Origin of the sequence: Pantoea agglomerans NBRC 102470, from assembly GCF_001598475.1 — a bacterium.
In the GTDB taxonomy this organism is placed as follows: domain Bacteria; phylum Pseudomonadota; class Gammaproteobacteria; order Enterobacterales; family Enterobacteriaceae; genus Pantoea; species Pantoea agglomerans.
Genome location: NZ_BCZA01000001.1, coordinates 22,501 through 43,124 on the forward strand (window position 1 = coordinate 22,501; position 20,624 = coordinate 43,124).

Annotated in this window: 15 protein-coding genes; 9 read left to right on the top strand and 6 right to left on the bottom strand. The window is 55.7% G+C overall.

Features of this window, described 5'->3' with window-relative positions; all coding sequences use genetic code 11:
• Positions 1-42 precede the first annotated feature (42 nt).
• The gene (locus PAG01S_RS00130; protein WP_062757309.1) at positions 43-1,680 is read left to right on the top strand and encodes an ATP-dependent nuclease; all 1,638 of its coding nucleotides are present in this window, start codon (positions 43-45) and stop codon (positions 1,678-1,680) included.
• Between the two features lie 73 nt (positions 1,681-1,753).
• Here the strand turns inward: PAG01S_RS00130 and cspD are convergent, their stop codons facing one another.
• Positions 1,754-1,975 carry a cold shock-like protein CspD gene (cspD, locus tag PAG01S_RS00135; RefSeq protein ID WP_010254451.1) on the bottom strand — a complete coding sequence of 74 codons (222 nt, stop codon included), beginning with the start codon at positions 1,973-1,975 and terminating at the stop codon, positions 1,754-1,756.
• 316 nt (positions 1,976-2,291) lie between these two features.
• Here cspD and clpS point away from each other — a divergent pair, with 316 nt between their 5' ends.
• Complete coding sequence (gene clpS, locus PAG01S_RS00140) at positions 2,292-2,612, top strand: ATP-dependent Clp protease adapter ClpS (RefSeq protein WP_010254453.1); 321 nt, start codon at positions 2,292-2,294, stop codon at positions 2,610-2,612.
• Positions 2,613-2,664: 52 nt separating this feature from the next.
• On the top strand, positions 2,665-4,941 hold the full coding sequence (gene clpA, locus PAG01S_RS00145; RefSeq protein ID WP_010254457.1) for an ATP-dependent Clp protease ATP-binding subunit ClpA: 2,277 nt from the start codon (positions 2,665-2,667) through the stop codon (positions 4,939-4,941).
• An 85-nt stretch (positions 4,942-5,026) separates the two neighbouring features.
• Here clpA and infA read toward each other — a convergent pair whose 3' ends face one another.
• The 5 genes from infA to trxB all read right to left on the bottom strand — a co-directional run bounded on the left by infA (position 5,027) and on the right by trxB (position 10,928).
• Positions 5,027-5,245: a translation initiation factor IF-1 gene (gene infA, locus PAG01S_RS00150; protein ID WP_002211347.1), complete on the bottom strand. Its 219-nt coding sequence runs from the start codon at positions 5,243-5,245 to the stop codon at positions 5,027-5,029.
• Positions 5,246-5,590: 345 nt separating this feature from the next.
• Entirely contained in the window at positions 5,591-6,283 is a 693-nt protein-coding gene (aat, locus tag PAG01S_RS00155; RefSeq protein ID WP_010254921.1) for a leucyl/phenylalanyl-tRNA--protein transferase, read from the bottom strand.
• Between the two features lie 33 nt (positions 6,284-6,316).
• Positions 6,317-8,047 (bottom strand): heme ABC transporter ATP-binding protein/permease CydC, encoded by a 1,731-nt coding sequence (gene cydC, locus PAG01S_RS00160; RefSeq protein ID WP_062757311.1) that lies wholly within the window; start codon positions 8,045-8,047, stop codon positions 6,317-6,319.
• On the bottom strand, positions 8,047-9,816 hold the full coding sequence (gene cydD / locus PAG01S_RS00165; RefSeq protein WP_062757313.1) for a heme ABC transporter permease/ATP-binding protein CydD: 1,770 nt from the start codon (positions 9,814-9,816) through the stop codon (positions 8,047-8,049). The genes cydC and cydD overlap by 1 nt, the downstream gene beginning before the upstream one ends.
• A 143-nt stretch (positions 9,817-9,959) precedes the next feature.
• Positions 9,960-10,928 carry a thioredoxin-disulfide reductase gene (trxB, locus tag PAG01S_RS00170; RefSeq protein WP_003849329.1) on the bottom strand — a complete coding sequence of 323 codons (969 nt, stop codon included), beginning with the start codon at positions 10,926-10,928 and terminating at the stop codon, positions 9,960-9,962.
• 520 nt (positions 10,929-11,448) lie between these two features.
• Between trxB and lrp the strand changes: the two genes are divergently transcribed.
• The 6 genes from lrp to PAG01S_RS00200 all read left to right on the top strand — a co-directional run bounded on the left by lrp (position 11,449) and on the right by PAG01S_RS00200 (position 20,605).
• A complete protein-coding gene (gene lrp / locus PAG01S_RS00175; protein WP_006118610.1) occupies positions 11,449-11,943 on the top strand; it encodes a leucine-responsive transcriptional regulator Lrp in 495 nt (164 codons plus the stop codon).
• Between the two features lie 118 nt (positions 11,944-12,061).
• Positions 12,062-15,610 carry a DNA translocase FtsK 4TM domain-containing protein gene (locus PAG01S_RS00180; RefSeq protein WP_062757314.1) on the top strand — a complete coding sequence of 1,183 codons (3,549 nt, stop codon included), beginning with the start codon at positions 12,062-12,064 and terminating at the stop codon, positions 15,608-15,610.
• Positions 15,611-15,787: 177 nt separating this feature from the next.
• Entirely contained in the window at positions 15,788-16,399 is a 612-nt protein-coding gene (gene lolA / locus PAG01S_RS00185; protein WP_003849334.1) for an outer membrane lipoprotein periplasmic chaperone LolA, read from the top strand.
• A gap of 7 nt (positions 16,400-16,406) precedes the next feature.
• Positions 16,407-17,750: a replication-associated recombination protein A gene (locus tag PAG01S_RS00190; RefSeq protein ID WP_033757131.1), complete on the top strand. Its 1,344-nt coding sequence runs from the start codon at positions 16,407-16,409 to the stop codon at positions 17,748-17,750.
• A 92-nt stretch (positions 17,751-17,842) separates the two neighbouring features.
• Positions 17,843-19,135: a serine--tRNA ligase gene (gene serS, locus PAG01S_RS00195; RefSeq protein ID WP_010254930.1), complete on the top strand. Its 1,293-nt coding sequence runs from the start codon at positions 17,843-17,845 to the stop codon at positions 19,133-19,135.
• Positions 19,136-19,453: 318 nt separating this feature from the next.
• Positions 19,454-20,605 carry an MFS transporter gene (locus PAG01S_RS00200; RefSeq protein WP_010254932.1) on the top strand — a complete coding sequence of 384 codons (1,152 nt, stop codon included), beginning with the start codon at positions 19,454-19,456 and terminating at the stop codon, positions 20,603-20,605.
• The last annotated feature ends 19 nt before the right edge of the window (positions 20,606-20,624 follow it).

Here is a 20,624-nt window from a genome sequence, read left to right on the forward strand (position 1 = left end):
CTGGCGGCTACCATGCTGTTTATAAACTGAGGATGGACGCCTATGATTCTGGAACATATCGACATTCGCGGTTTCCGCGGCATCAATAAGCTCTCACTGCCTTTAACCCAGACCAATCTGCTGATTGGTGAGAATGCCTGGGGCAAATCCAGTCTGCTGGATGCCCTGAGCCTGTTACTTTCGGCCCATGAACCGGCCTATGTTTTTACCGAGGCTGATTTCCATTTCACCCCAGGCGATGTGACCGATCCGATGCGCCGTCTGTCGGTGGTGTTCCACTTTCGCGATGACGGCAACGACCCGGATGCGGTGCTCTCGACCTTCTGGCAGCGTGATGCTCAGGGCCAGCGTCAGCTCTGTTACAGCGTCAGCGCCACCTGGCGTGACAGCGGTATCGAAACCCGGCGTCGTTTTATTGACCTGAACTATCAGCTGTTGCCTGAGCAGAACTGCGCGGCAGCCATCGATCTTTTGCTGAAACGGTATCCGGTTCTGCGATTGCGCGATGCGCGTTTCAGTAAGCGGACGCGGAGTAGTGCGCCGCTCCCCACCGCACATCCTGAGCTACTGGCGGGTATGGAGACGCTGGCGCGCGATCTGGAGCACCATCCGCAACAGCTCAGCGATGAGGTGCTGCGGCAGGGGCTGAAGACGATGCAGCAACTGATGCAGCACTACTTCCTGGTGCAGCCGCCCGATGCGGGCAACGAGGTCAGGCTACGGGATCCGCAGACGCGCGAGGGGGGACAGGGATGGCGGGCGCTGGATCACCTGAATCAGCTGATTACCGGAACCGACTCCCGCAGCCGTCAGCTGATACTGCTGCAGATGTTTACCCTACTGATTGAGGCACGAGGAGACGTCCCGCTGGCCGCCGGTGCACGCCCGCTGCTGCTGATTGAAGATCCGGAAACCCGGCTGCATCCGATTATGCTGTCGGTAGCATGGAATCTGCTGAGGCTGCTGCCGCTGCAAAAAATCGCCACCACTAATTCGCCGGAGCTGCTGTCGCAGGTGCCGGTGGAAAACGTCTGTCGTCTGGTGCGTGGACCCTCGCGCGTAGCGGCCTGGCGCATCGGTCCGGAGGGACTGAGTGCCGAAGAGAGCCGGCGCATCGGCTTCCATATTCGGGTCAACCGGCCTGCTGCGCTGTTCGCCCGTTGCTGGCTGCTGGTGGAGGGAGAAACCGAAGTCTGGATCATGAATGAGCTGGCGCAGCAGTGCGGTTACAACTTCGCCGCTGAAGGCGTGAAGGTGATTGAGTTTGCGCAGTCGGGGTTAAAACCGCTACTGAAGTTTGCCCGGCGCATGGGTATCGCCTGGCATGTCCTGACTGATGGTGATCAGGCGGGGAATAAATATGCCAGTACGGCACGCACTCAGTTAAAGCCGGGTGAACCGGAGCCGCGTTTTCTGACGCAGTTACCGGCGCTGGATATGGAAAATTTTCTCTATCAGCACGGCTTTCAGGATGTCTATCATCAGATGGCGCACCTGCCGTTAAACGTTCCGATGAGTTCCAGGCGTATTATTACTAAAGCGATTCACCAGAGCTCCAAGCCGGAACTGGCGATCGCAGTGGCTACGTCGGCGGCGGAACGCGGGCCAGAGGCCATCCCGCCATTGATGCGGCAGATGTTTGCCCGGGTGATTGGACTGGCGCAGGGCCAGGCAGATTAGGTGACATCGAACAGGAAAATGCCAGCGGCACTGGCTGGCATTTTTGGGTCTTTGTTCAGAAAGGCGATATGTGTCAGGCCACAGCCTGCACCTCGACCGGCACGATCAGGCTGGCGTGATTGCCTTTCGGGCCTTCGTGGACATCGAACTGAACCTGCTGGCCTGCCTTAAGCGTGCGGTAGCCTTCCATCTGAATGGTGGAGTAGTGCGCAAAAATATCTTCGCCACCGCCAATCGGACAGATAAAGCCAAAGCCTTTGGAATTGTTGAACCATTTAACTGTGCCCGTCTCCATGCTTTTACTTCCCTCGCAAGACATTTTATAAGTAGGTGAGGTCATCGAAGCTGTGAGTCGGATTTGATTAAAACTCAATCAGCCTGTGCAGCTAGAATGTAGAGAAAGCGCGGCTGACGTCAAGCAAACCACCGGGCCAGGTGGGGAAAAAATCATCAAAATTTGAGGCAGTTAACGCTATTGCAAATTTTGTGATGCAGGTCGCGCAGGGGAATTTCTGAATAAATTTTCAGCAGCGGCATGCGGCTTGACAGGCATGTTAAACTCTCAATATGTAGCTACTTAAAGGCTAAAAGCAAAATCTCAACGGAACACTATGGCAAACGCAAACGACTGGCTTAACTTTGAACATCTGGCCGACGATAAAGTACGTGAAGGGTTAAAGCCGCCTTCTATGTATAAAGTCATTCTGAATAATGACGATTATACACCTATGGAATTTGTTATTGACGTTGTACAAAAGTTCTTTTCTTATGATGTTGAACGTGCAACGCAGCTGATGTTGAAAGTTCACTATCACGGCAAGGCGATCTGTGGTGTATTTACTGCAGAAGTCGCCGAAACAAAAGCGGCCCAGGTGAACAACTATGCACGGGAAAATCATCATCCGTTGCTGTGTACGCTGGAAAAGGCCTGAACCCGTCTCCATATAGGAAACAGGTAAGGGCGATAATTGGGGGAGGTGCCTAATGCTCAATCAAGAACTGGAACTCAGTTTAAATATGGCTTTCGCCAGAGCGCGTGAGCACCGTCATGAGTTTATGACCGTCGAGCATCTGTTACTGGCGTTGCTCAGTAACCCGTCGGCCAGAGAGGCACTGGAAGCCTGTACGGTGGACATTGTGGCTCTGCGGCAGGAACTCGAAGCCTTCATCGAACAAACTACGCCCGTGCTGCCTGCCAGCGAAGAGGAGCGTGATACACAACCCACGCTTAGCTTCCAGCGCGTCCTGCAGCGTGCGGTTTTCCATGTCCAGTCATCCGGTCGCAGCGAAGTCTCCGGTGCGAATGTGCTGGTCGCCATTTTCAGCGAGCAGGAGTCGCAAGCGGCTTATCTGCTACGCAAACATGAAGTGAGCCGCCTTGATGTGGTGAACTTCATCTCTCACGGTACGCGTAAAGATGAGTCCGGCCAGGCGCCAGGCGCAGAAAATCCGGTTAACGAAGAGCAAGCAGGCGGGGAGGAGCGTATGGAAAACTTCACCACCAATCTTAATCAGCTTGCTCGCGTCGGTGGTATTGATCCACTGATTGGTCGCGATAAAGAGCTGGAACGTACCGTTCAGGTGCTATGCCGTCGCCGTAAAAATAACCCGCTGCTGGTGGGTGAGTCGGGTGTGGGTAAAACCGCCATTGCTGAAGGTCTCGCCTGGCGCATAGAGCAGGGCGATGTACCGGAAGTGATGAAAGACTGCACGATCTACTCACTGGATATCGGTTCGTTATTAGCCGGCACCAAGTACCGTGGTGACTTTGAAAAACGTTTCAAAGCGCTGCTGAAGCAACTGGAGCAGGACGAACACAGCATTCTGTTTATCGATGAGATCCATACCATCATCGGTGCGGGTGCTGCATCCGGCGGCCAGGTCGATGCTGCGAACCTGATCAAACCTCTTCTTTCCTCTGGCAAGATTCGGGTGATGGGTTCCACCACCTATCAGGAATTCAGCAACATCTTTGAAAAAGATCGTGCCCTGGCGCGTCGCTTCCAGAAGATCGATATCACGGAGCCTTCACCAGAAGAGACCGTGCAGATCCTGAATGGCCTGAAGACCAAGTACGAAGCGCATCACGATGTGCGCTATACCGCGAAAGCGGTGCGCGCAGCCGTGGAACTGGCGGTGAAATATATCAACGACCGTCATCTGCCTGACAAGGCGATTGATGTGATTGATGAAGCGGGTGCGCGAGCGCGCCTGATGCCAGCCAGTAAGCGCAAGAAAACCATCAACGTCTCTGACATTGAAACGGTGGTGGCCCGTATTGCCCGTATTCCTGAGCAAAGCGTGTCAGCAAGCGACCGCGATACGCTGAAAAATCTGGGCGATCGTCTGAAGATGCTGGTGTTTGGTCAGGACAACGCCATTGAGGCGCTGACGGAAGCGATCAAAATGAGCCGTGCAGGTCTGGGTCAGGATCGTAAGCCGGTCGGTTCCTTCCTGTTTGCCGGGCCTACCGGTGTCGGTAAAACGGAAGTCACCGTGCAGCTGGCGAAAGCGCTGGGCATTGAGTTGCTGCGCTTTGATATGTCCGAGTATATGGAGCGTCACACCGTCAGCCGTTTGATTGGTGCGCCTCCGGGTTACGTCGGTTTTGATCAGGGCGGCCTGCTGACGGATGCGGTGATTAAGCATCCTCATGCGGTGGTGTTGCTGGATGAGATTGAGAAAGCACACCCGGATGTCTTCAACCTGCTGCTGCAGGTGATGGATAACGGTATGCTGACCGACAACAACGGTCGCAAAGCGGACTTCCGCAACGTGGTGCTGGTCATGACCACTAACGCCGGTGTCCGCGAGACTGAACGTAAGTCGATTGGCCTGATTCATCAGGACAACAGCACCGATGCCATGGAAGAGATCAAAAAGATGTTTTCTCCAGAGTTTCGTAACCGTCTCGACAACATTATCTGGTTCAGTCACCTGTCACCAGAGGTGATCCATCAGGTGGTCGACAAGTTCATTGTCGAGTTGCAGGCGCAGCTGGATGCCAAAGGCGTGTCGCTGGAAGTCAGCGATGAAGCACGCGACTGGCTTGCTGAGAAAGGCTACGACAAAGCGATGGGCGCTCGTCCGATGGCGCGCACCGTGCAGGACAGCCTGAAGAAACCGTTAGCCAATGAACTGCTGTTTGGTTCGCTGGTGGATGGCGGCTCGGTGTCAGTGGCGCTGGATCGTGAGAAAGGTGAACTGACCTATCACTTCCTGAGTGCTGAAAAACGCAAAACCGAAGGCACTGTTCATTAATCACCTGCTGCAGATATGAAAAAGGCCGGATTAAAATCCGGCCTTTTTTTCGCTGCAAATTGCAGAGCGATGAGATTACTGCAAATTAGCGACTACGGAAGACAATGCGGCCTTTGCTCAGGTCGTACGGGGTCAGCTCAACGGTCACTTTGTCACCCGTCAGGATGCGGATGTAGTTTTTGCGCATTTTACCGGAGATATGAGCAGTAACCACGTGTCCGTTCTCAAGTTCTACGCGGAACATGGTGTTAGGTAACGTATCCAGTACGGTACCTTGCATTTCAATATTGTCTTCTTTGGCCATCGAATCCTCTGGGTGTACTACCTTTCAGTTGAACCGGCAAGATAATGCCCAATTCAACGATTTATGTAAAGAACCGTCGGCGATTTTGCCAACGCTTTGCCGGGGTGCACGTCAGTCGCGCGCATCCGGTAAAATTAGGGTGTTTATGTGACGTCTGCGGGGGATTAGCGGGCTAAGAATCTGTATCAACCGGTTACACGCGCACGATTGAAAACAGTTCCGAGAGTGCGTTGAGATTCCCAGCCTGGCAATTCCGGCTCGTTATTGCGAAGCGCGGACGACATACCAAACTCGACCATTATACCACTTAATACGCCTTTATGTGTGCAAAACATCTCTGTGCGACTAAAAAAGGGTTTGTGTCTGCCAGCAGCCATCGCTGACAGGCTGGCACGCAAGGCTTTGTACATATTGCAGATAGTCTGCGCGCGGGATCTCCTGCGCGCCCAAAGAGGCCGTATGAGGGTTAAGTACCTGACAATCCACCAGACGGCCCTGATGTCTGAGAAAATGCTGACAAAATACCCAAAGTGCGGTTTTTGACGCATTCTGCTGACGGCTGAACATTGATTCGCCGCAGAAGATTTGCCCCATCGCCAGCCCATACATGCCACCTGCCAGCTGATGTTCGTCCCATACTTCAATGGAGTGGGCGTGGCCCAGTTCATACAATCGCAACCAGGCGCGCTTCATTTCAAAGGTGATCCAGGTGCCTTCCTCACGACCGGTGGCACAGCCCTCGATCACCTCGGCAAATGACTCATTCATCGTCACCCGATAGGGCGAACGGCTGTGGAAACGCTTCATGCTCCGGCTGAGATGAAACTGCTCAGGCAATAGCACTGCACGGGGATCGGGCGACCACCAGAGAATCGGGTCGCCAGAAGAAAACCACGGAAAGATGCCGCGCTGATAAGCGTTAAGTAACCGGGCAGGGGAGAGATCACCCCCCATGGCCAGCAGGCCGTTTGGCTCGCGCAGCGCCATCTCCGGTGGGGGAAATTGCAAAGATTCCCGTGACAGTTGTACCAGTCTCATCGCGTTTTGTTACCTATCAGCATTTCGCTAAGACTATAGCGCAATCCGCTGTCGGAAACGCCAGTACCGACCCGCTTTTGAGATTAATTCGGCATGACTTCCCTGTTCCACAATCACGCCATTATCCATCACGCAGATGCGATCCATCTGCTCCAGGCCGCTGAGACGGTGGGTGACCATTATTACGGTCTTGCCAGCGGTCAGCCGCTGCAGCAGGGTGAGGATATGCTGCTCGGTTGTGGCATCCAGTCCTTCGGTGGGTTCATCCAGCAGCCAGAGATCGCCGTTATGCAGTAACGCACGCGCCAGCGCCAGCCGACGCAGTTCGCCGCCTGACAGCGGGCGACCGCCTTCTCCCATCCAGGCGTTTAATCCTTCCGGGCTCTCAAGCAGGCGCTGCAGGCCGACGTCATTCAGCACGCGGCGTAACTGCTCATCAGTAGCATCGGGACAGGCCAGCAGTAGGTTATCACGCAGGCTCTGACTGAAGAGATGAACCCGCTGAGTCACCACGCTGATGCGCTGACGCAGCGCTGGCTCTGACCATGCGGTGATCGGCAGGTCATTCAGGCTGATAACACCGTGCTGGCTATCCCAGCCACGGGTTAACAGCGCCAGCAGAGTGGATTTGCCGCAGCCGGTCGGCCCCAGCAGTGCAATGTGTTCACCGGCTGCCACCTTAAGGGTAAAGCGGTTCAGCACCTTATCCGGGCGGTCGGGATAGCTGAAGTCGAGCTGATCGATAGCAACCGCGAGTCGTCCTGGCCGGGCGTCTGAATCTGCCGGAAAGGTGATAGCGGGTGACTGATCGATAATGTCATTGACTCGCTGAGCGGCATTTATCACCTGCGACATGGGCAGAAAGGCCCCTGCAACCGGTGCCAGCGCCTCGAAAGCAGCCAGCGCGCAAAACACCACCAGGGCAATCAGCGAGCCGGGCAACTGCTGCTGGCTGATTGTCGCCGCACTGAGCCAGAGCAACAGTGTGACGGTTACGCCGCTGATCAGCAGCAGCACGCTCTGTGCCGCAGCCTGCAAGCGCTGTTGCTGGCTCTGAGCCTGCTGCCAGCGCTGTTCATCTTCATCAAGTTGCTGACGCCAGTCCCGCGAGGCACCGTACAGGGTGAGTTCAGCCTGAGCCGCCAGCCACTGCATCAGCTGTAAGCGCCAGCGGGCGCGCCCACGGGCAATCGCGCCGCCTGCGGGCGATCCCAGACGGTAAAACAGCGCTGGCATCACCACCAGGGTACTCAGCATGATGCCGCCCAGCGTCAGTGCCAGCTGAAGATCGATGAAGCTCATTCCGAGGGTAACCACGACAATCACCACCAGTGCGCCGATCAGCGGCGAGATGACGCGCAGATAGAGATGATCCAGCGTATCGACATCGGCCACGAAGCGGTTGAGCAGATCCGCCTGCCGGAACCGCGAAAGCTGGCCTGGCGAAAGGGCCATCAGGCGGCTGAAGGTGTGGACACGCAGATGCTGAAGAACCCTGAATGTTGCATCGTGGCTGACCAGCCGTTCAGCATAGCGTGCGGCAGTGCGAATGATGGCGGCGCCACGTACGCCTGCCGCAGGCAGCATATAGTTGAAGGTATAGAGCCCGGCTACGCCTGCCACTGACGAGGCGGCCAGAAACCAGCCTGAAAGCGTCAGCAGGCCGATGCTGGCCAGCAGGGTAACAATCGCCAGCACGATGCCCAGCACCAGGCGATAAGGGTGGCGCAGCCAGAGACGAAGAAAAGGACGCAAGGCGGACATCAGCGAATCTCCTGTTGACGATGCTTCAGCATCTCACTGAACGCACCCGGCTGTTGCGACAGCTGCTGCCAGTTACCCTGTTGCACCAGCTTACCGGCTTCCATTACCCAGAGGGTCTGCCAGTGACTTAGCGTATCAATCTGATGAGTTATCATCAGCGTGGTCTGGCGGGCTGCCGCCTGGTTAAGTGCCAGCATCACATGACGTTCACTGAGCGCATCCAGGCTGGCTGCGGGTTCATCGAGCAGCAAAAAATGCGAGGATTTATAGAGTGCGCGCGCGACCGCGACCCGCTGCGCCTGACCCACCGACAGCTGATTACCGCCATCGCCGGGCTGGGTGTCAATGCCCTGGGGCAGCCGAGGCAGGAACTCATTAATGCCGCACGACTCCAGCAGCGCCGCAAAACGCTCGTCATCCCAGGCCGCATTCATCACGATATTGTCGCGCAAGGTGGCGGCCGGTAACTGAGGATTCTGTCCTACCCAACTGAGCTGCTGATGCCAGTCACTCCGTCGTATATCGCGAAGTTCAACGCCATTCGCTTTCAGCGAACCCTGATAAGGCAGAAAACCGAGCAGGGCGTTCATCAGGGCCGTTTTACCGGCCCCGCTTTGACCGACCAGCGCAATCTGTTCGCCAGGGGCGACAGTAAAAGAGAGCGGGCCGCACAACACCTGACCATCAGGCGCACAGACACGCAGATCTTCGGCGGTAAGTGCGATTGAGCGATCGGCAGTGAAGGGCAACTGGCCTTCCTGCGGCGCGGTGGCAGGCGTCGCCTGCATAAAGGCTTCAAGGGCATCGGCACCGCCTACAGCCTGGGCTTTGGCGTGATAGAAAGCGCCGAGATCGCGCAGTGGCTGGAAAAACTCCGGGGCGAGGATCAGCACCAGAAAGCCGGCAAACAGCGTCACGCCCTGGCCGTAATCACCGAAATGCAATTCGCCCAGATAGGAGAAACCAAAGTAGACGGCCACCACGGCAATCGCCAGCGAGGCAAAAAACTCCAGCACGGCAGAGGAGAGAAAGGCTAAGCGCAGCACTTCCATGGTGCGCTGGCGAAAATCGGTGGTGGCGGCGGCAACCGCCTGCTGCTCCGCTGCGCCACGATGAAACAGCCGCAGCGTCTCTCTGCCGCGCAGGCGGTCGAGAAAGTTACCGCTCAGGCGGGCCAGCACCAGGAAGTTCCGGCGGTTGGCCTCGGCCGCACCCATCCCGACCAGCGCCATAAACAGCGGAATCAGTGGCGCGGTGGCAAACAGGATCAGACCCGCCGTCCAGTTGTGCGGAAAAATAGTCAGCAGAATGCAGCAGGGGATCAGCACCGCCAGGGTCATCTGCGGCAGATAGCGCGCGTAATACTCCTGCATCTCTTCGATCTGCTCCAGCAGCAGCGTCGCCCAGCTGCCGGCTGGCTTTCCCTGAATCCACGCCGGCCCCAGATCAGATAACCGGTCTAATACCTGCTGACGTAAAGCCTGACGGATAGCCTGTCCGGCACGATAACCGGTCAGTTCACGGGCATAGTTAATCAGGGCGCGAAGCACAAAGCAGAGCAGTAATAGCAGGATGCTGACTGTCAGGGCTTCGCGCGGCTGCTGGTCAACAATCAGAGCCTGCAGCAGTGAGGCCAGTAAACCCGCCTGAGCAATGATCAGAAGTGCACTTGCCATGCCCAGCAGGGTGTTGAGTCGCAACCAGCGACCGGCGAAATGACGTTGCTGACGAAGCCAGCGGGTAAGATGCTGCTGCCGCGATTTGTCCATGCGAGACCATGATGAATGTCGATGACGGGTGAAAATGGAAAGACACTTCCATCTCTTCAGGCGCAAGAATCTAGCATGAGAGCAATAAAAAAGGCGACGGAAAAACCGTCGCCTGGAACATTTGAGATCAGAGGGTTAACAACTTACTGATCGTTTTTAACCAGTCCGTCAAGAAAGCGCTCAGCGTCTAACGCGGCCATACAGCCGGTGCCCGCAGAGGTGATCGCCTGACGATAGATATGGTCCATCACATCGCCTGCCGCAAAGACGCCAGGGATGCTGGTCTGAGTGGCGTTGCCGTGCAGACCTGACTGAACTTTGATGTAACCGTTCTCCAGCGCCAGCTGACCCTCAAAAATGGCCGTATTCGGGCTGTGTCCGATAGCAACAAAAAGACCCGCCACCTCCAGCGCTTCTGTCTCATCACTGTTCTGGGTAGAACGCAGCGTCAGACCGGTGACACCCATCTGATCGCCCACCACTTCTTCCAGCGTGCGATGGGTGTGCAGCACGATATTGCCATTGCGCACTTTTTCCATCAGGCGGTCGATCAGGATCTTCTCTGCGCGGAAGCTGTCACGACGGTGAATAAGGTGCACTTCAGCCGCAATATTCGCCAGGTAGAGCGCCTCTTCCACAGCCGTGTTGCCACCGCCAATCACCGCGACTTTCTGGTTGCGATAGAAGAAGCCGTCACAGGTTGCACAGGCAGAGACGCCTTTGCCTTTGAAGGCCTCTTCGGAAGGCAGACCGAGGTAGCGCGCTGACGCACCGGTGGCGATGATCAGGGCATCTGCCGTGTATTCGCCGCTGTCACCCGTAAGGCGGAACGGACGGTTCTGCAAATCGACGGTGTGAATGTGATCGAAAATGATCTCAGTATTAAATTTTTCGGCATGCTCATGCATCCGCTCCATCAGCGATGGACCTGTCAGATCGTGCGGGTCGCCCGGCCAGTTCTCCACCTCGGTGGTAGTGGTCAGCTGTCCGCCTTTTTCCAGACCCGTAATCAGTACCGGGTTCAGGTTGGCGCGTGCAGCATAAACGGCTGCGGTATAACCCGCTGGGCCGGAGCCCAGAATGAGTAACTTACTGTGTTTGGCCGTACTCATGCGTTCCTCAGTTTCATTCGGCTGACATAGCCTGCGATTGTAGGGAATATCCGGCGACAATGACAAGGCTTAGGCAATTTTGTTAACGATAGCTGCAAACGGCGTAGACGATGAGCGACGGTTTTGCCTGGCCAATGCGCCAAAAGGGGGCAAAACTCGGGTTAGAGGGGTGCAATAGTGGAAAAATAGTCATTTAAAAACAGGTACCCAGCGGACTGTCTGGCATCTTGTCCTGAATTTGGTGATTTTACTTTGACAATCGCCTGCGCTTTTGCGAAAACATTATCAGAAGCGAATAACATTTATCGGAACAAAACAGGTTTTCATCGCCCGTTTTGCACGTAACGCCGAATAAAAGCAGCCTGATATGGATAATGACGCATGATGTGGACAGACAACATGCGTCATATCGATAGGTGTCAGAACACAGGCTCTGTTAGCTCACTTCAGAAATGCCCCGAACAATGAGCGTTTTCAGGGCGTGGCAGGTAAAGGGAAGGAATTAAGAGAGACAATAATAATGGTAGACAATAAGAAACGCCCCGGGAAAGACCTCGACAGAATTGACAGGAACATTCTGAATGAACTTCAGAAAGATGGTCGCATTTCAAACGTAGAGCTTTCCAAACGCGTAGGCTTATCGCCTACGCCATGTCTTGAACGCGTGCGTCGTCTCGAACGTCAGGGATTTATTCTTGGCTACACCGCGCAGTTGAACCCGCACTATCTGGATGCGTCGCTGCTGGTGTTCGTTGAGATTACTCTGAATCGTGGTGCACCGGATGTGTTTGAGCAATTTAACGCCGCTGTGCAAAAACTTGAGGAAACTCAAGAGTGTCACCTCGTTTCCGGCGATTTCGACTACCTGCTGAAAACGCGCGTACCTGATATGTCAGCCTACCGTAAGCTGCTGGGTGAAACCCTGTTGCGCCTGCCGGGCGTAAACGACACGCGTACGTATGTGGTGATGGAAGAGGTTAAACAGAGCAATCGACTGGTGATCAAAACTCGCTGATGCGGGGCAGGTGCAAAACCTGTGAGATTTCGGTACACTCCTGTGCATTCATACAGGATCAGCGTCGGGCTCGCCCGGCGCTGTTGCTTCTTACTTTACAGGCACCTGGAGAGTCCTCTTGAGCCAGGAATATACAGAAGATAAAGACGTTTCGTTACAATCGATGAGCAGTGGACGTCGTCTGCTGGAAGCAATGCTCATTCTGGTGGCGCTGTTTGCCATCTACCTGATGGTTTCTCTGGTCAGTTTTAACCCTTCCGACCCGAGCTGGTCGCAAACGGCCTGGCATGAACCTATCCATAATATCGGCGGCAGCGTCGGTGCCTGGCTGGCTGACACCTTACTCTTCATCTTTGGTGTGATGGCGTATGCCATTCCGCCCGTCATCCTGGGTCTGTGCTGGATTGCTTTCCGTCAGCGCGACAGCCAGGACTATTTTGACTACTTTGCCGTCGGGCTGCGCTTAATTGGCGTCCTCGCGCTGGTGGTGACGACCTGTGGTATGGCGGCGCTGAACGCCGATGATATCTGGTACTTTGCCTCGGGCGGCGTGATCGGCAGCCTGGTCAGTAATGCTATTGCACCCTGGTTCAGTCCGGCTGGCGGCACGCTGATGCTGCTCTGCGTCTGGGCGGCGGGCATTACCCTTTACACCGGCTGGTCATGGCTCACCATTGCAGAAAGAATTGGTGGCGTAGTCATGGGCGTACTGACGTTTGCCAGCAACCGCTCTCGTCACGATGAACCCTGGCAGGAAGAGGATGACGAGCGGGACGCGCGTGAATACGCGGATGTGCCTGAGCTTCATGCCGCCGATCAGGATGATGATGTGCTGCTTTCTGCCCCACGTGCAGCTGCTGAGCCTGCGGCGTCACAGCAGGATCCGCTGCTGGCTAAAGCTGCAGCAGCCACCAGTGCGGCAGTCGCGGCCACCGCTGAAGCCGCCGAGGTGACCCTCGCCCCTGCAGCCACGGTGACGCCAGCATCTGTCGCTGCACCTGCTGCTGCGGTTACAGCTTCGGCGCCTGCCGCGTCAGCGACATCCATCCCTGCATCGCCGTCTGCACAACCTGCGCCTGCGTACGCACAGAGCGCGCCAGCTCCGCAGAGTGTGGCGAATTCCCCGACGCCGCCGCAGAGTGCTTCTGCACCCGCAGACTCACCACCGCTTTATCATTTTGAAATGCCAGACGACGCTCCGGCTACGCCGTCGTTCAGTGCTTACGAAGATGATGAACCTAAAATGGGTAACTGGCGGGATACGTCAGCCATCCCTGCGGCATCGGCATCGGCGGCATCCGCTGCAACGGCAGCCCAGGCAACAACGCGTACTGCGCCTGTTTTTGATTTAGCCCCTGAAACCAATCTCAATCCGCAGGTTAAACAAGGTATCGGCCCGGCACTGCCGCGTCCTAACCCGGTAAAACTGCCAACCCGTCGTGAGCTGGCCTCTTATGGCATTAAGCTGCCTTCTCAGCGCATGGCAGAAGAGAAAGCGAAAACGGAAGAGACCGAACCGGTTAGTGCTGGCTCCGTTTCCTCTGCTCCGGATGCTGAAGAGGCGTTGCAGCAGGCTGAACTGCGACAGGCTTTCCAGTCTGAACAGCAGCAGCGTTACGGCACCAGCTGGCAGCAGGACGAGGAAGATGAACAGGATGCACAGCAGCAGGATGCACTGGCGCGTCAGTTCGCCGAGCAGCAACAGCAGCGCTATGAGCCAGAAGTGAAAAAAGAGCCGGTATTCAATATTGATACCGCCTCAGCGTTTGATTTTTCACCGATGAAAGATCTGGTGGATGACGGTCCTTCTGAACCGCTGTTTACCATTGCGGCGACGCCAGAACCTGAAGCCCCAGCGGTTTCACACGAACCCTGGCAGCAGGTGAGTGAGGTTTCAAGACCTCAGGCTCCGGCTCATGTTCCTGCACCAGCCAGCTTTGCTCCGGCAGAGTCTGCCTATAGCGCCCCGGCAGCACCGTCTGAACCTGACTATGCTGCGCCTGCGGCAACCTCTGCGCCCGCTTATGGTGCCCCTGCGGCTCCTCAGGCTCCGGCGTACGCTGCGCCTGCCTATGGCACGCCAGCGGCAGCGCCGGTTCAGCCGGTGGAAGAGGCGAAACCTTCACTGCATGACAGTCTGATTCATCCGTTCCTGATGCGCCATGAGCAGCCGCTGGAGAAACCTTCCACGCCACTGCCTTCGCTGGATCTGCTGACCGCACCACCTGAAGAGGAAGAGCCGGTTGATATGTTCTCGCTGGAGCAGACGGCCCGTCTGGTGGAGTCACGCTTAGGCGATTATCGCGTCAAAGCGGAGGTGGTCGGTATCTCGCCTGGCCCGGTTATTACCCGTTTCGAACTCGACCTGGCACCGGGCGTGAAAGCGGCGCGTATCTCCAACCTGTCCCGCGATCTGGCGCGTTCGCTGTCGACGGTAGCGGTTCGTGTGGTGGAAGTGATCCCAGGCAAACCCTACGTGGGTCTGGAACTGCCAAACAAGCATCGTCAGACCGTCTATCTGCGTGAAGTGCTGGATTGCCCTAAATTCCGCGACAACCCTTCACCGCTGGCCGTCGTGCTGGGCAAAGACATTGCCGGTCAGCCGGTGGTGGCCGATCTGGCGAAAATGCCACACTTACTGGTCGCCGGTACCACCGGTTCCGGTAAATCTGTGGGCGTGAACGCCATGATTATCAGCATGCTGTATAAGGCGACGCCGGAAGAAGTTCGCTTCATCATGATCGACCCGAAAATGCTTGAGCTGTCGGTCTATGAAGGTATTCCGCATCTGCTGACCGAAGTGGTCACAGACATGAAGGATGCTGCCAATGCGCTGCGCTGGAGCGTCGGTGAAATGGAGCGTCGCTACAAGCTGATGTCGGCGCTGGGCGTGCGTAATCTGGCGGGCTACAACGAAAAAGTGGAACAGGCCGAAGCGATGGGTCGTCCGATTCCCGATCCGTTCTGGAAGCCGGGCGACAGCATGGATATGACGCCGCCGGTTCTGGAGAAGCTGCCTTATATTGTTGTGATGGTCGATGAGTTTGCTGACCTGATCATGGCAGTCGGTAAAAAGGTGGAAGAGCTGATTGCCCGCCTGGCACAGAAAGCCCGTGCTGCCGGTATCCATCTGGTACTGGCGACACAGCGTCCATCTGTGGATGTCATTACCGGCCTGATCAAAGCGAACATTCCGACGCGTATCGCCTTTACCGTTTCCAGTAAAATTGACTCACGTACCATTCTCGATCAGGGCGGCGCGGAGTCATTGCTGGGTATGGGTGACATGCTCTACATGCCGCCGAACTCCTCGCTGCCGATTCGTGTTCACGGTGCGTTTGTTCGTGACCAGGAAGTGCATGCAGTGGTTCAGGACTGGAAAGCGCGTGGTCGTCCGCAATATATCGACAGCATTACGGCGGGCGAAGAGAGCGAAAATGCCGGTGGCATCGACAGTGATGAAGAGCTCGATCCGCTGTTCGATCAGGCGGTCGGTTTTGTGGTCGATAAGCGCCGTGCGTCGATTTCAGGCGTTCAGCGTCAGTTCCGCATCGGCTATAACCGCGCGGCACGTATCATTGAACAGATGGAAGCGCAGGGCATCGTTTCTGCACCAGGACACAATGGTAACCGTGAAGTGCTGTCGCCACCGCCACACGATATGTAGTGGCTAAATGTTTTGAAACACAACGCAATGAGCCAGTTCCGACTGGCTCATTGTTTTTATGCGGTTAAACCCCATATCTGAATCAGCTTTCGGTTTTTTCCTCTGTTCTGATGGCGGAACGGCGGCCAGGCTTAATGCAGTTATCGATGGGAACGTTTAAATAAGGAATTGAAGCAGATGAAATTACGCGTAATCGCTCTGGGCCTGTTGGCCACCTTTTCTTCAGCCAGCGTTCTGGCTGATGCTTCCAGTGATCTGCAACAGCGCCTGAACAAGGTCAGCAGCTTCCACGCCAGCTTCACCCAAAAAGTGACCGACAGCAGCGGCGCGAATGTGCAGGACGGCGAAGGCGAATTGTGGGTAAAACGTCCCAGCCTGTTTAACTGGCACATGACCGCGCCGGACGAAAGCATCATCATCTCCGACGGTAAATCGCTGTGGTTCTACAACCCGTTTGTTGAGCAGGCGACAGTCAGCCTGTTGCAGAATGCGACCAGCAACACGCCCTTTATGCTGATTGCCCGCAACCAGTCAAATGACTGGAAGCAGTACAATATTAAACAGCAGGGTGACAATTTTGAACTGACACCTAAGAACAGCGACGGCAACCTGAAACAGTTCACCATCCAGGTGACGTCCAGCGGGACCATCAACCGCTTCAGTGCTATCGAGCAGGATGGCCAGCGCAGCGATTACCAGCTGAAAAGCCAGCAGAATGGCGCTATCAGCCCGGATAAATTCACGTTCACACCGCCAAAAGGCGTGACGGTGGACGACCAACGTCAGTGAGGTCACGGTGAGTAACCTGTCCCTGGATTTTTCCACCGAAAATTTCAAACCTCTGGCCGCGCGTATGCGGCCAGAAACATTGAAACAGTACATTGGTCAGCAGCATCTGCTGGGCGCAGGCAAACCTCTGCCGCGCGCGATTGAAGCAGGGCACCTGCATTCAATGATCCTGTGGGGACCTCCCGGGACCGGCAAGACCACGCTGGCTGAGATCATTGCCCATTACGGTAACGCCGATGTGGAGCGTATTTCGGCCGTCACCTCCGGCGTAAAAGAGATCCGTGAGGCGATTGAGCGGGCCCGTCAGAATAAACATGCCGGGCGGCGCACGATCCTGTTTGTGGACGAGGTCCATCGGTTCAACAAGAGCCAGCAGGATGCCTTTCTGCCCCATATCGAAGATGGCACCATTACCTTTATTGGTGCGACCACCGAAAACCCCTCTTTTGAACTTAACTCTGCGTTGTTGTCACGCGCCCGCGTTTACCTGCTGAAATCACTAACCCTGGAAGATATTGAGCAGGTGCTGGATCAGGCGATGCAGGATAAAGCGCGAGGTTATGGGGACAGTGACATCGTGCTGCCGGACAACACACGCAGGATGATCGCTGAACTGGTTAATGGTGATGCACGTCGGGCGCTGAACACGCTGGAGATGATGGCTGATATGGCCGAAATCACCGCATCAGGTCAGCGAGAACTGACGCCGCAGCTGCTTAACGAAGTCTCTGGTGAGCGATCCGCGCGGTTTGATAATAAAGGCGATCGTTTTTACGATCTGATTTCTGCACTGCACAAATCGGTACGCGGCTCCGCACCGGATGCGGCGCTCTACTGGTATGCGCGCATTATCACTGCGGGCGGCGATCCGCTCTATGTGGCTCGTCGGTTGCTGGCAATCGCCTCCGAAGATGTCGGCAACGCCGATCCGCGCGGTATGCAGGTGGCGATTGCGGCCTGGGATTGCTTCACGCGCGTCGGTCCTGCAGAAGGGGAGCGTGCGATTGCCCAGGCCATTGTTTATCTGGCTTGCGCGCCTAAAAGTAATGCGGTCTACAACGCGTTTAAAGCCGCAATGCGTGATGCGCGCGACCATCCCGATTACGATGTGCCGGAACATCTGCGCAATGCCCCGACTAAGCTGATGAAAGAGATGGGCCTGGGTAAAGAGTACCGTTATGCCCATGATGAAACCAACGCCTATGCCGCGGGTGAAGTCTATTTTCCGCAGGAACTGGCCAGCGCGCGCTATTACACCCCAACCCAGCGCGGGCTTGAAGGCAAGATTGGTGAAAAGCTAAGCTGGCTGGCTGAGCAGGATCAAAATAGCCCGACAAAACGCTACCGCTGAAACAGACGTTACGGTAATGTGGGCAATGTTTTCAACGCATTCCGCTGGAATGCGTCCCTTCTTTCAACCAACTTTTTATACACAGGATAAGCATGCTCGATCCCAATCTGCTGCGTAACGAGCCAGACGCAGTCGCAGAAAAACTGGCACGCCGGGGATACAAACTGGATGTGGAAACGCTGCGTTCGCTTGAAGAGCGTCGCAAAGTGCTGCAGGTGGAAACAGAAAATCTGCAGGCAGAGCGTAACTCCCGATCCAAATCCATCGGTCAGGCCAAAGCACGTGGGGAAGACATCGAGCCGCTGCGTCAGGAAGTGAACGCGCTGGGCGAACGCCTGGATGCCGCAAAAGCAGAACTGGATGAACTGCAGAATCAAATCCGTGACTTCTCACTGGCACTGCCGAACATTCCGGCCGATGAAGTGCCGCTGGGCAAAGATGACAGCGAAAACCAGGAAGTGAGCCGCTGGGGTACCCCGCGCGAGTTCAGCTTCCCGGTTAAAGATCACGTTGAGCTGGGTGAAGCGGCTAAAGGCCTGGATTTTGCGTCTGCCGTGAAACTGACCGGTTCACGCTTTGTGGTCATGCAGGGGCAGATTGCCCGCCTGCACCGTGCACTGAGTCAGTTTATGATTGACCTGCACACCGAGCAGCATGGCTACCTTGAAACCTACGTGCCTTATCTGGTTAACCACGAAACGCTTTACGGTACCGGACAGCTGCCTAAGTTTGGCGAAGACCTGTTCCACACCCGTCCGCTGGAAGAGGAGTCAGACAGCAGCAACTATGCGTTAATTCCTACTGCGGAAGTGCCGCTGACTAACCTGGTGCGTGATGAGATCCTCGAAGAGGATAGCCTGCCGGTTAAACTGACTGCGCATACGCCGTGCTTCCGTTCTGAAGCGGGTTCTTACGGTCGTGACACGCGTGGCCTGATCCGTATGCACCAGTTCGACAAAGTTGAGATGGTGCAGATCGTCACGCCGGAGCAGTCAATGGATGCCCTGGAAGAGCTGACCGGTCACGCTGAGAAAGTGCTGCAGCTGCTGAACCTGCCATATCGTAAGGTTTTACTCTGCACCGGCGATATGGGCTTTGGATCGACTAAAACTTACGATCTGGAAGTCTGGCTACCGGCGCAGAATACCTATCGTGAAATTTCATCCTGTTCCAACATGGGTGATTTCCAGGCGCGTCGTATGCAGGCGCGTTGCCGCAACAAACAGGATAAGAAACCGCGTCTGGTTCATACCCTGAATGGCTCAGGGCTGGCCGTAGGCCGTACCCTGGTGGCGGTGCTGGAAAATTATCAGCAGGAAGATGGCCGCATCACTGTGCCTGAGGTTTTACGCCCCTATATGAATGGCGTCGAAATTATCGGCTAAGCAATAGTAACTCTCTGAACCCGGCCATGGCCGGGTTTTTTTATGTTATTGCTCCGGAAAAACTGTTCTGTCAGGCCTCATTTTAATCACAAATAAACGTTATCGATACCAGCCAGGCCGGAATGGCTAAAAACCTAATTTTTCATAGAGATAGCATTTAGCGACCTGCCGCTTCTTACGATTGTAACCCACTGAAGATTAGTAAATTAAATTGTCGCACAGCAAAATGTGCTGCCGTTAAAGTTCGCCCATTGACTTTAAAAAAGCCAGTGGCAAACTGCGCGCAATTTCCTTCATTTGCTCTGGTTTCTATCCCCTATGTCAACCTGGTCACGCCCCGTGATATTGCTGCTTTGCGGCCTGATGTTAATGACTGTCGCAATTGCCGTGCTGAATACGCTCGTTCCACTGTGGCTGACGCATGACTTACTGACAACCTGGCAGGTGGGCATCGTAAGCTCCTCCTATTACACCGGTAACCTCGCAGGGACTCTGCTGGCTGGCTGGTTAATCAGGCATTACGGCTTCAACCGCAGCTACTACCTGGCTACCTTGATGTTTGCCGTCGCGACTCTGTGCCTGGCGATGATGTCGGGTTTCTGGGCATGGAGTTCAATGCGTTTCATCGCCGGTGTCGGCTGTGCGCTGATGTGGGTGGTGGTCGAGAGCGCACTTCTGTGCAGCGGAACGGTACGTAATCGGGGACAGCTGCTGGCGGCCTATATGGTTGTCTATTACATCGGCACCGTGACAGGCCAGTTGCTGGTCAGCAAACTGTCTACGGAATTACTCAGCGTGATTCCGTGGGTGACGTCGCTGGTCTTCTGCGCCGTGCTGCCGCTGGTCTTTACTCGCGTCTCCGCCAGCGGTGAAGCGACAGAAGCCGCTCCGGCCCGCATCTGGCCGATGCTGCGTCGCCGTAGCTCACGTCTGGGCATCAATGGCTGCATTATCTCTGGCATCCTTCTGGGCTCGCTTTATGGCCTGATGCCGCTTTACCTGTCACATCAGGGAATGAGTGATGCCAATGTGGGTTACTGGATGGCGTTGCTGGTCAGCGCAGGCATTGTGGGCCAGTGGCCCATTGGCCGTCTGGCCGATCGTTTTGGTCGCATGCTGGTGCTGCGAGTTCAGGTCTTTGTGGTTATCCTTGGTGCGATGGCCATGTTAACCAATGCCGCGATGGCACCAGCGCTATTTGTTCTGGGGCTGGCAGGCTTCACACTCTATCCGGTGGCGATGTCCTGGGCTTGCGAGACGGTCGCACATCATGAACTGGTAGCGATGAATCAGGCACTGCTGATGAGTTATACCGTGGGCAGTCTGGCTGGACCGGCAATGACCTCTGTTCTGATGCAGAATTATTCTGACCAGCTGCTGTTCGTGATGATCGCTGCTGTGGCGCTGATTTATCTGGTGATGCTGCTGCGCAAAGCGAATCATCAGGCTACGCCAGTGGCACATGCCTGATCGCTGAACAGCAAAAAGG

What these genes read in the sequence shown, in the direction of transcription:
- PAG01S_RS00130 (WP_062757309.1), top strand. Translation starts at nt 43, where the DNA reads ATGATTCTGGAACATATCGACATTCGCGGTTTCCGCGGCATCAATAAG.
- cspD (WP_010254451.1), bottom strand. Translation starts at nt 1,975, where the DNA reads ATGGAGACGGGCACAGTTAAATGGTTCAACAATTCCAAAGGCTTTGGC.
- clpS (WP_010254453.1), top strand. Translation starts at nt 2,292, where the DNA reads ATGGCAAACGCAAACGACTGGCTTAACTTTGAACATCTGGCCGACGAT.
- clpA (WP_010254457.1), top strand. Translation starts at nt 2,665, where the DNA reads ATGCTCAATCAAGAACTGGAACTCAGTTTAAATATGGCTTTCGCCAGA.
- infA (WP_002211347.1), bottom strand. Translation starts at nt 5,245, where the DNA reads ATGGCCAAAGAAGACAATATTGAAATGCAAGGTACCGTACTGGATACG.
- aat (WP_010254921.1), bottom strand. Translation starts at nt 6,283, where the DNA reads ATGAGACTGGTACAACTGTCACGGGAATCTTTGCAATTTCCCCCACCG.
- cydC (WP_062757311.1), bottom strand. Translation starts at nt 8,047, where the DNA reads ATGTCCGCCTTGCGTCCTTTTCTTCGTCTCTGGCTGCGCCACCCTTAT.
- cydD (WP_062757313.1), bottom strand. Translation starts at nt 9,816, where the DNA reads ATGGACAAATCGCGGCAGCAGCATCTTACCCGCTGGCTTCGTCAGCAA.
- trxB (WP_003849329.1), bottom strand. Translation starts at nt 10,928, where the DNA reads ATGAGTACGGCCAAACACAGTAAGTTACTCATTCTGGGCTCCGGCCCA.
- lrp (WP_006118610.1), top strand. Translation starts at nt 11,449, where the DNA reads ATGGTAGACAATAAGAAACGCCCCGGGAAAGACCTCGACAGAATTGAC.
- lolA (WP_003849334.1), top strand. Translation starts at nt 15,788, where the DNA reads ATGAAATTACGCGTAATCGCTCTGGGCCTGTTGGCCACCTTTTCTTCA.
- serS (WP_010254930.1), top strand. Translation starts at nt 17,843, where the DNA reads ATGCTCGATCCCAATCTGCTGCGTAACGAGCCAGACGCAGTCGCAGAA.
- PAG01S_RS00200 (WP_010254932.1), top strand. Translation starts at nt 19,454, where the DNA reads ATGTCAACCTGGTCACGCCCCGTGATATTGCTGCTTTGCGGCCTGATG.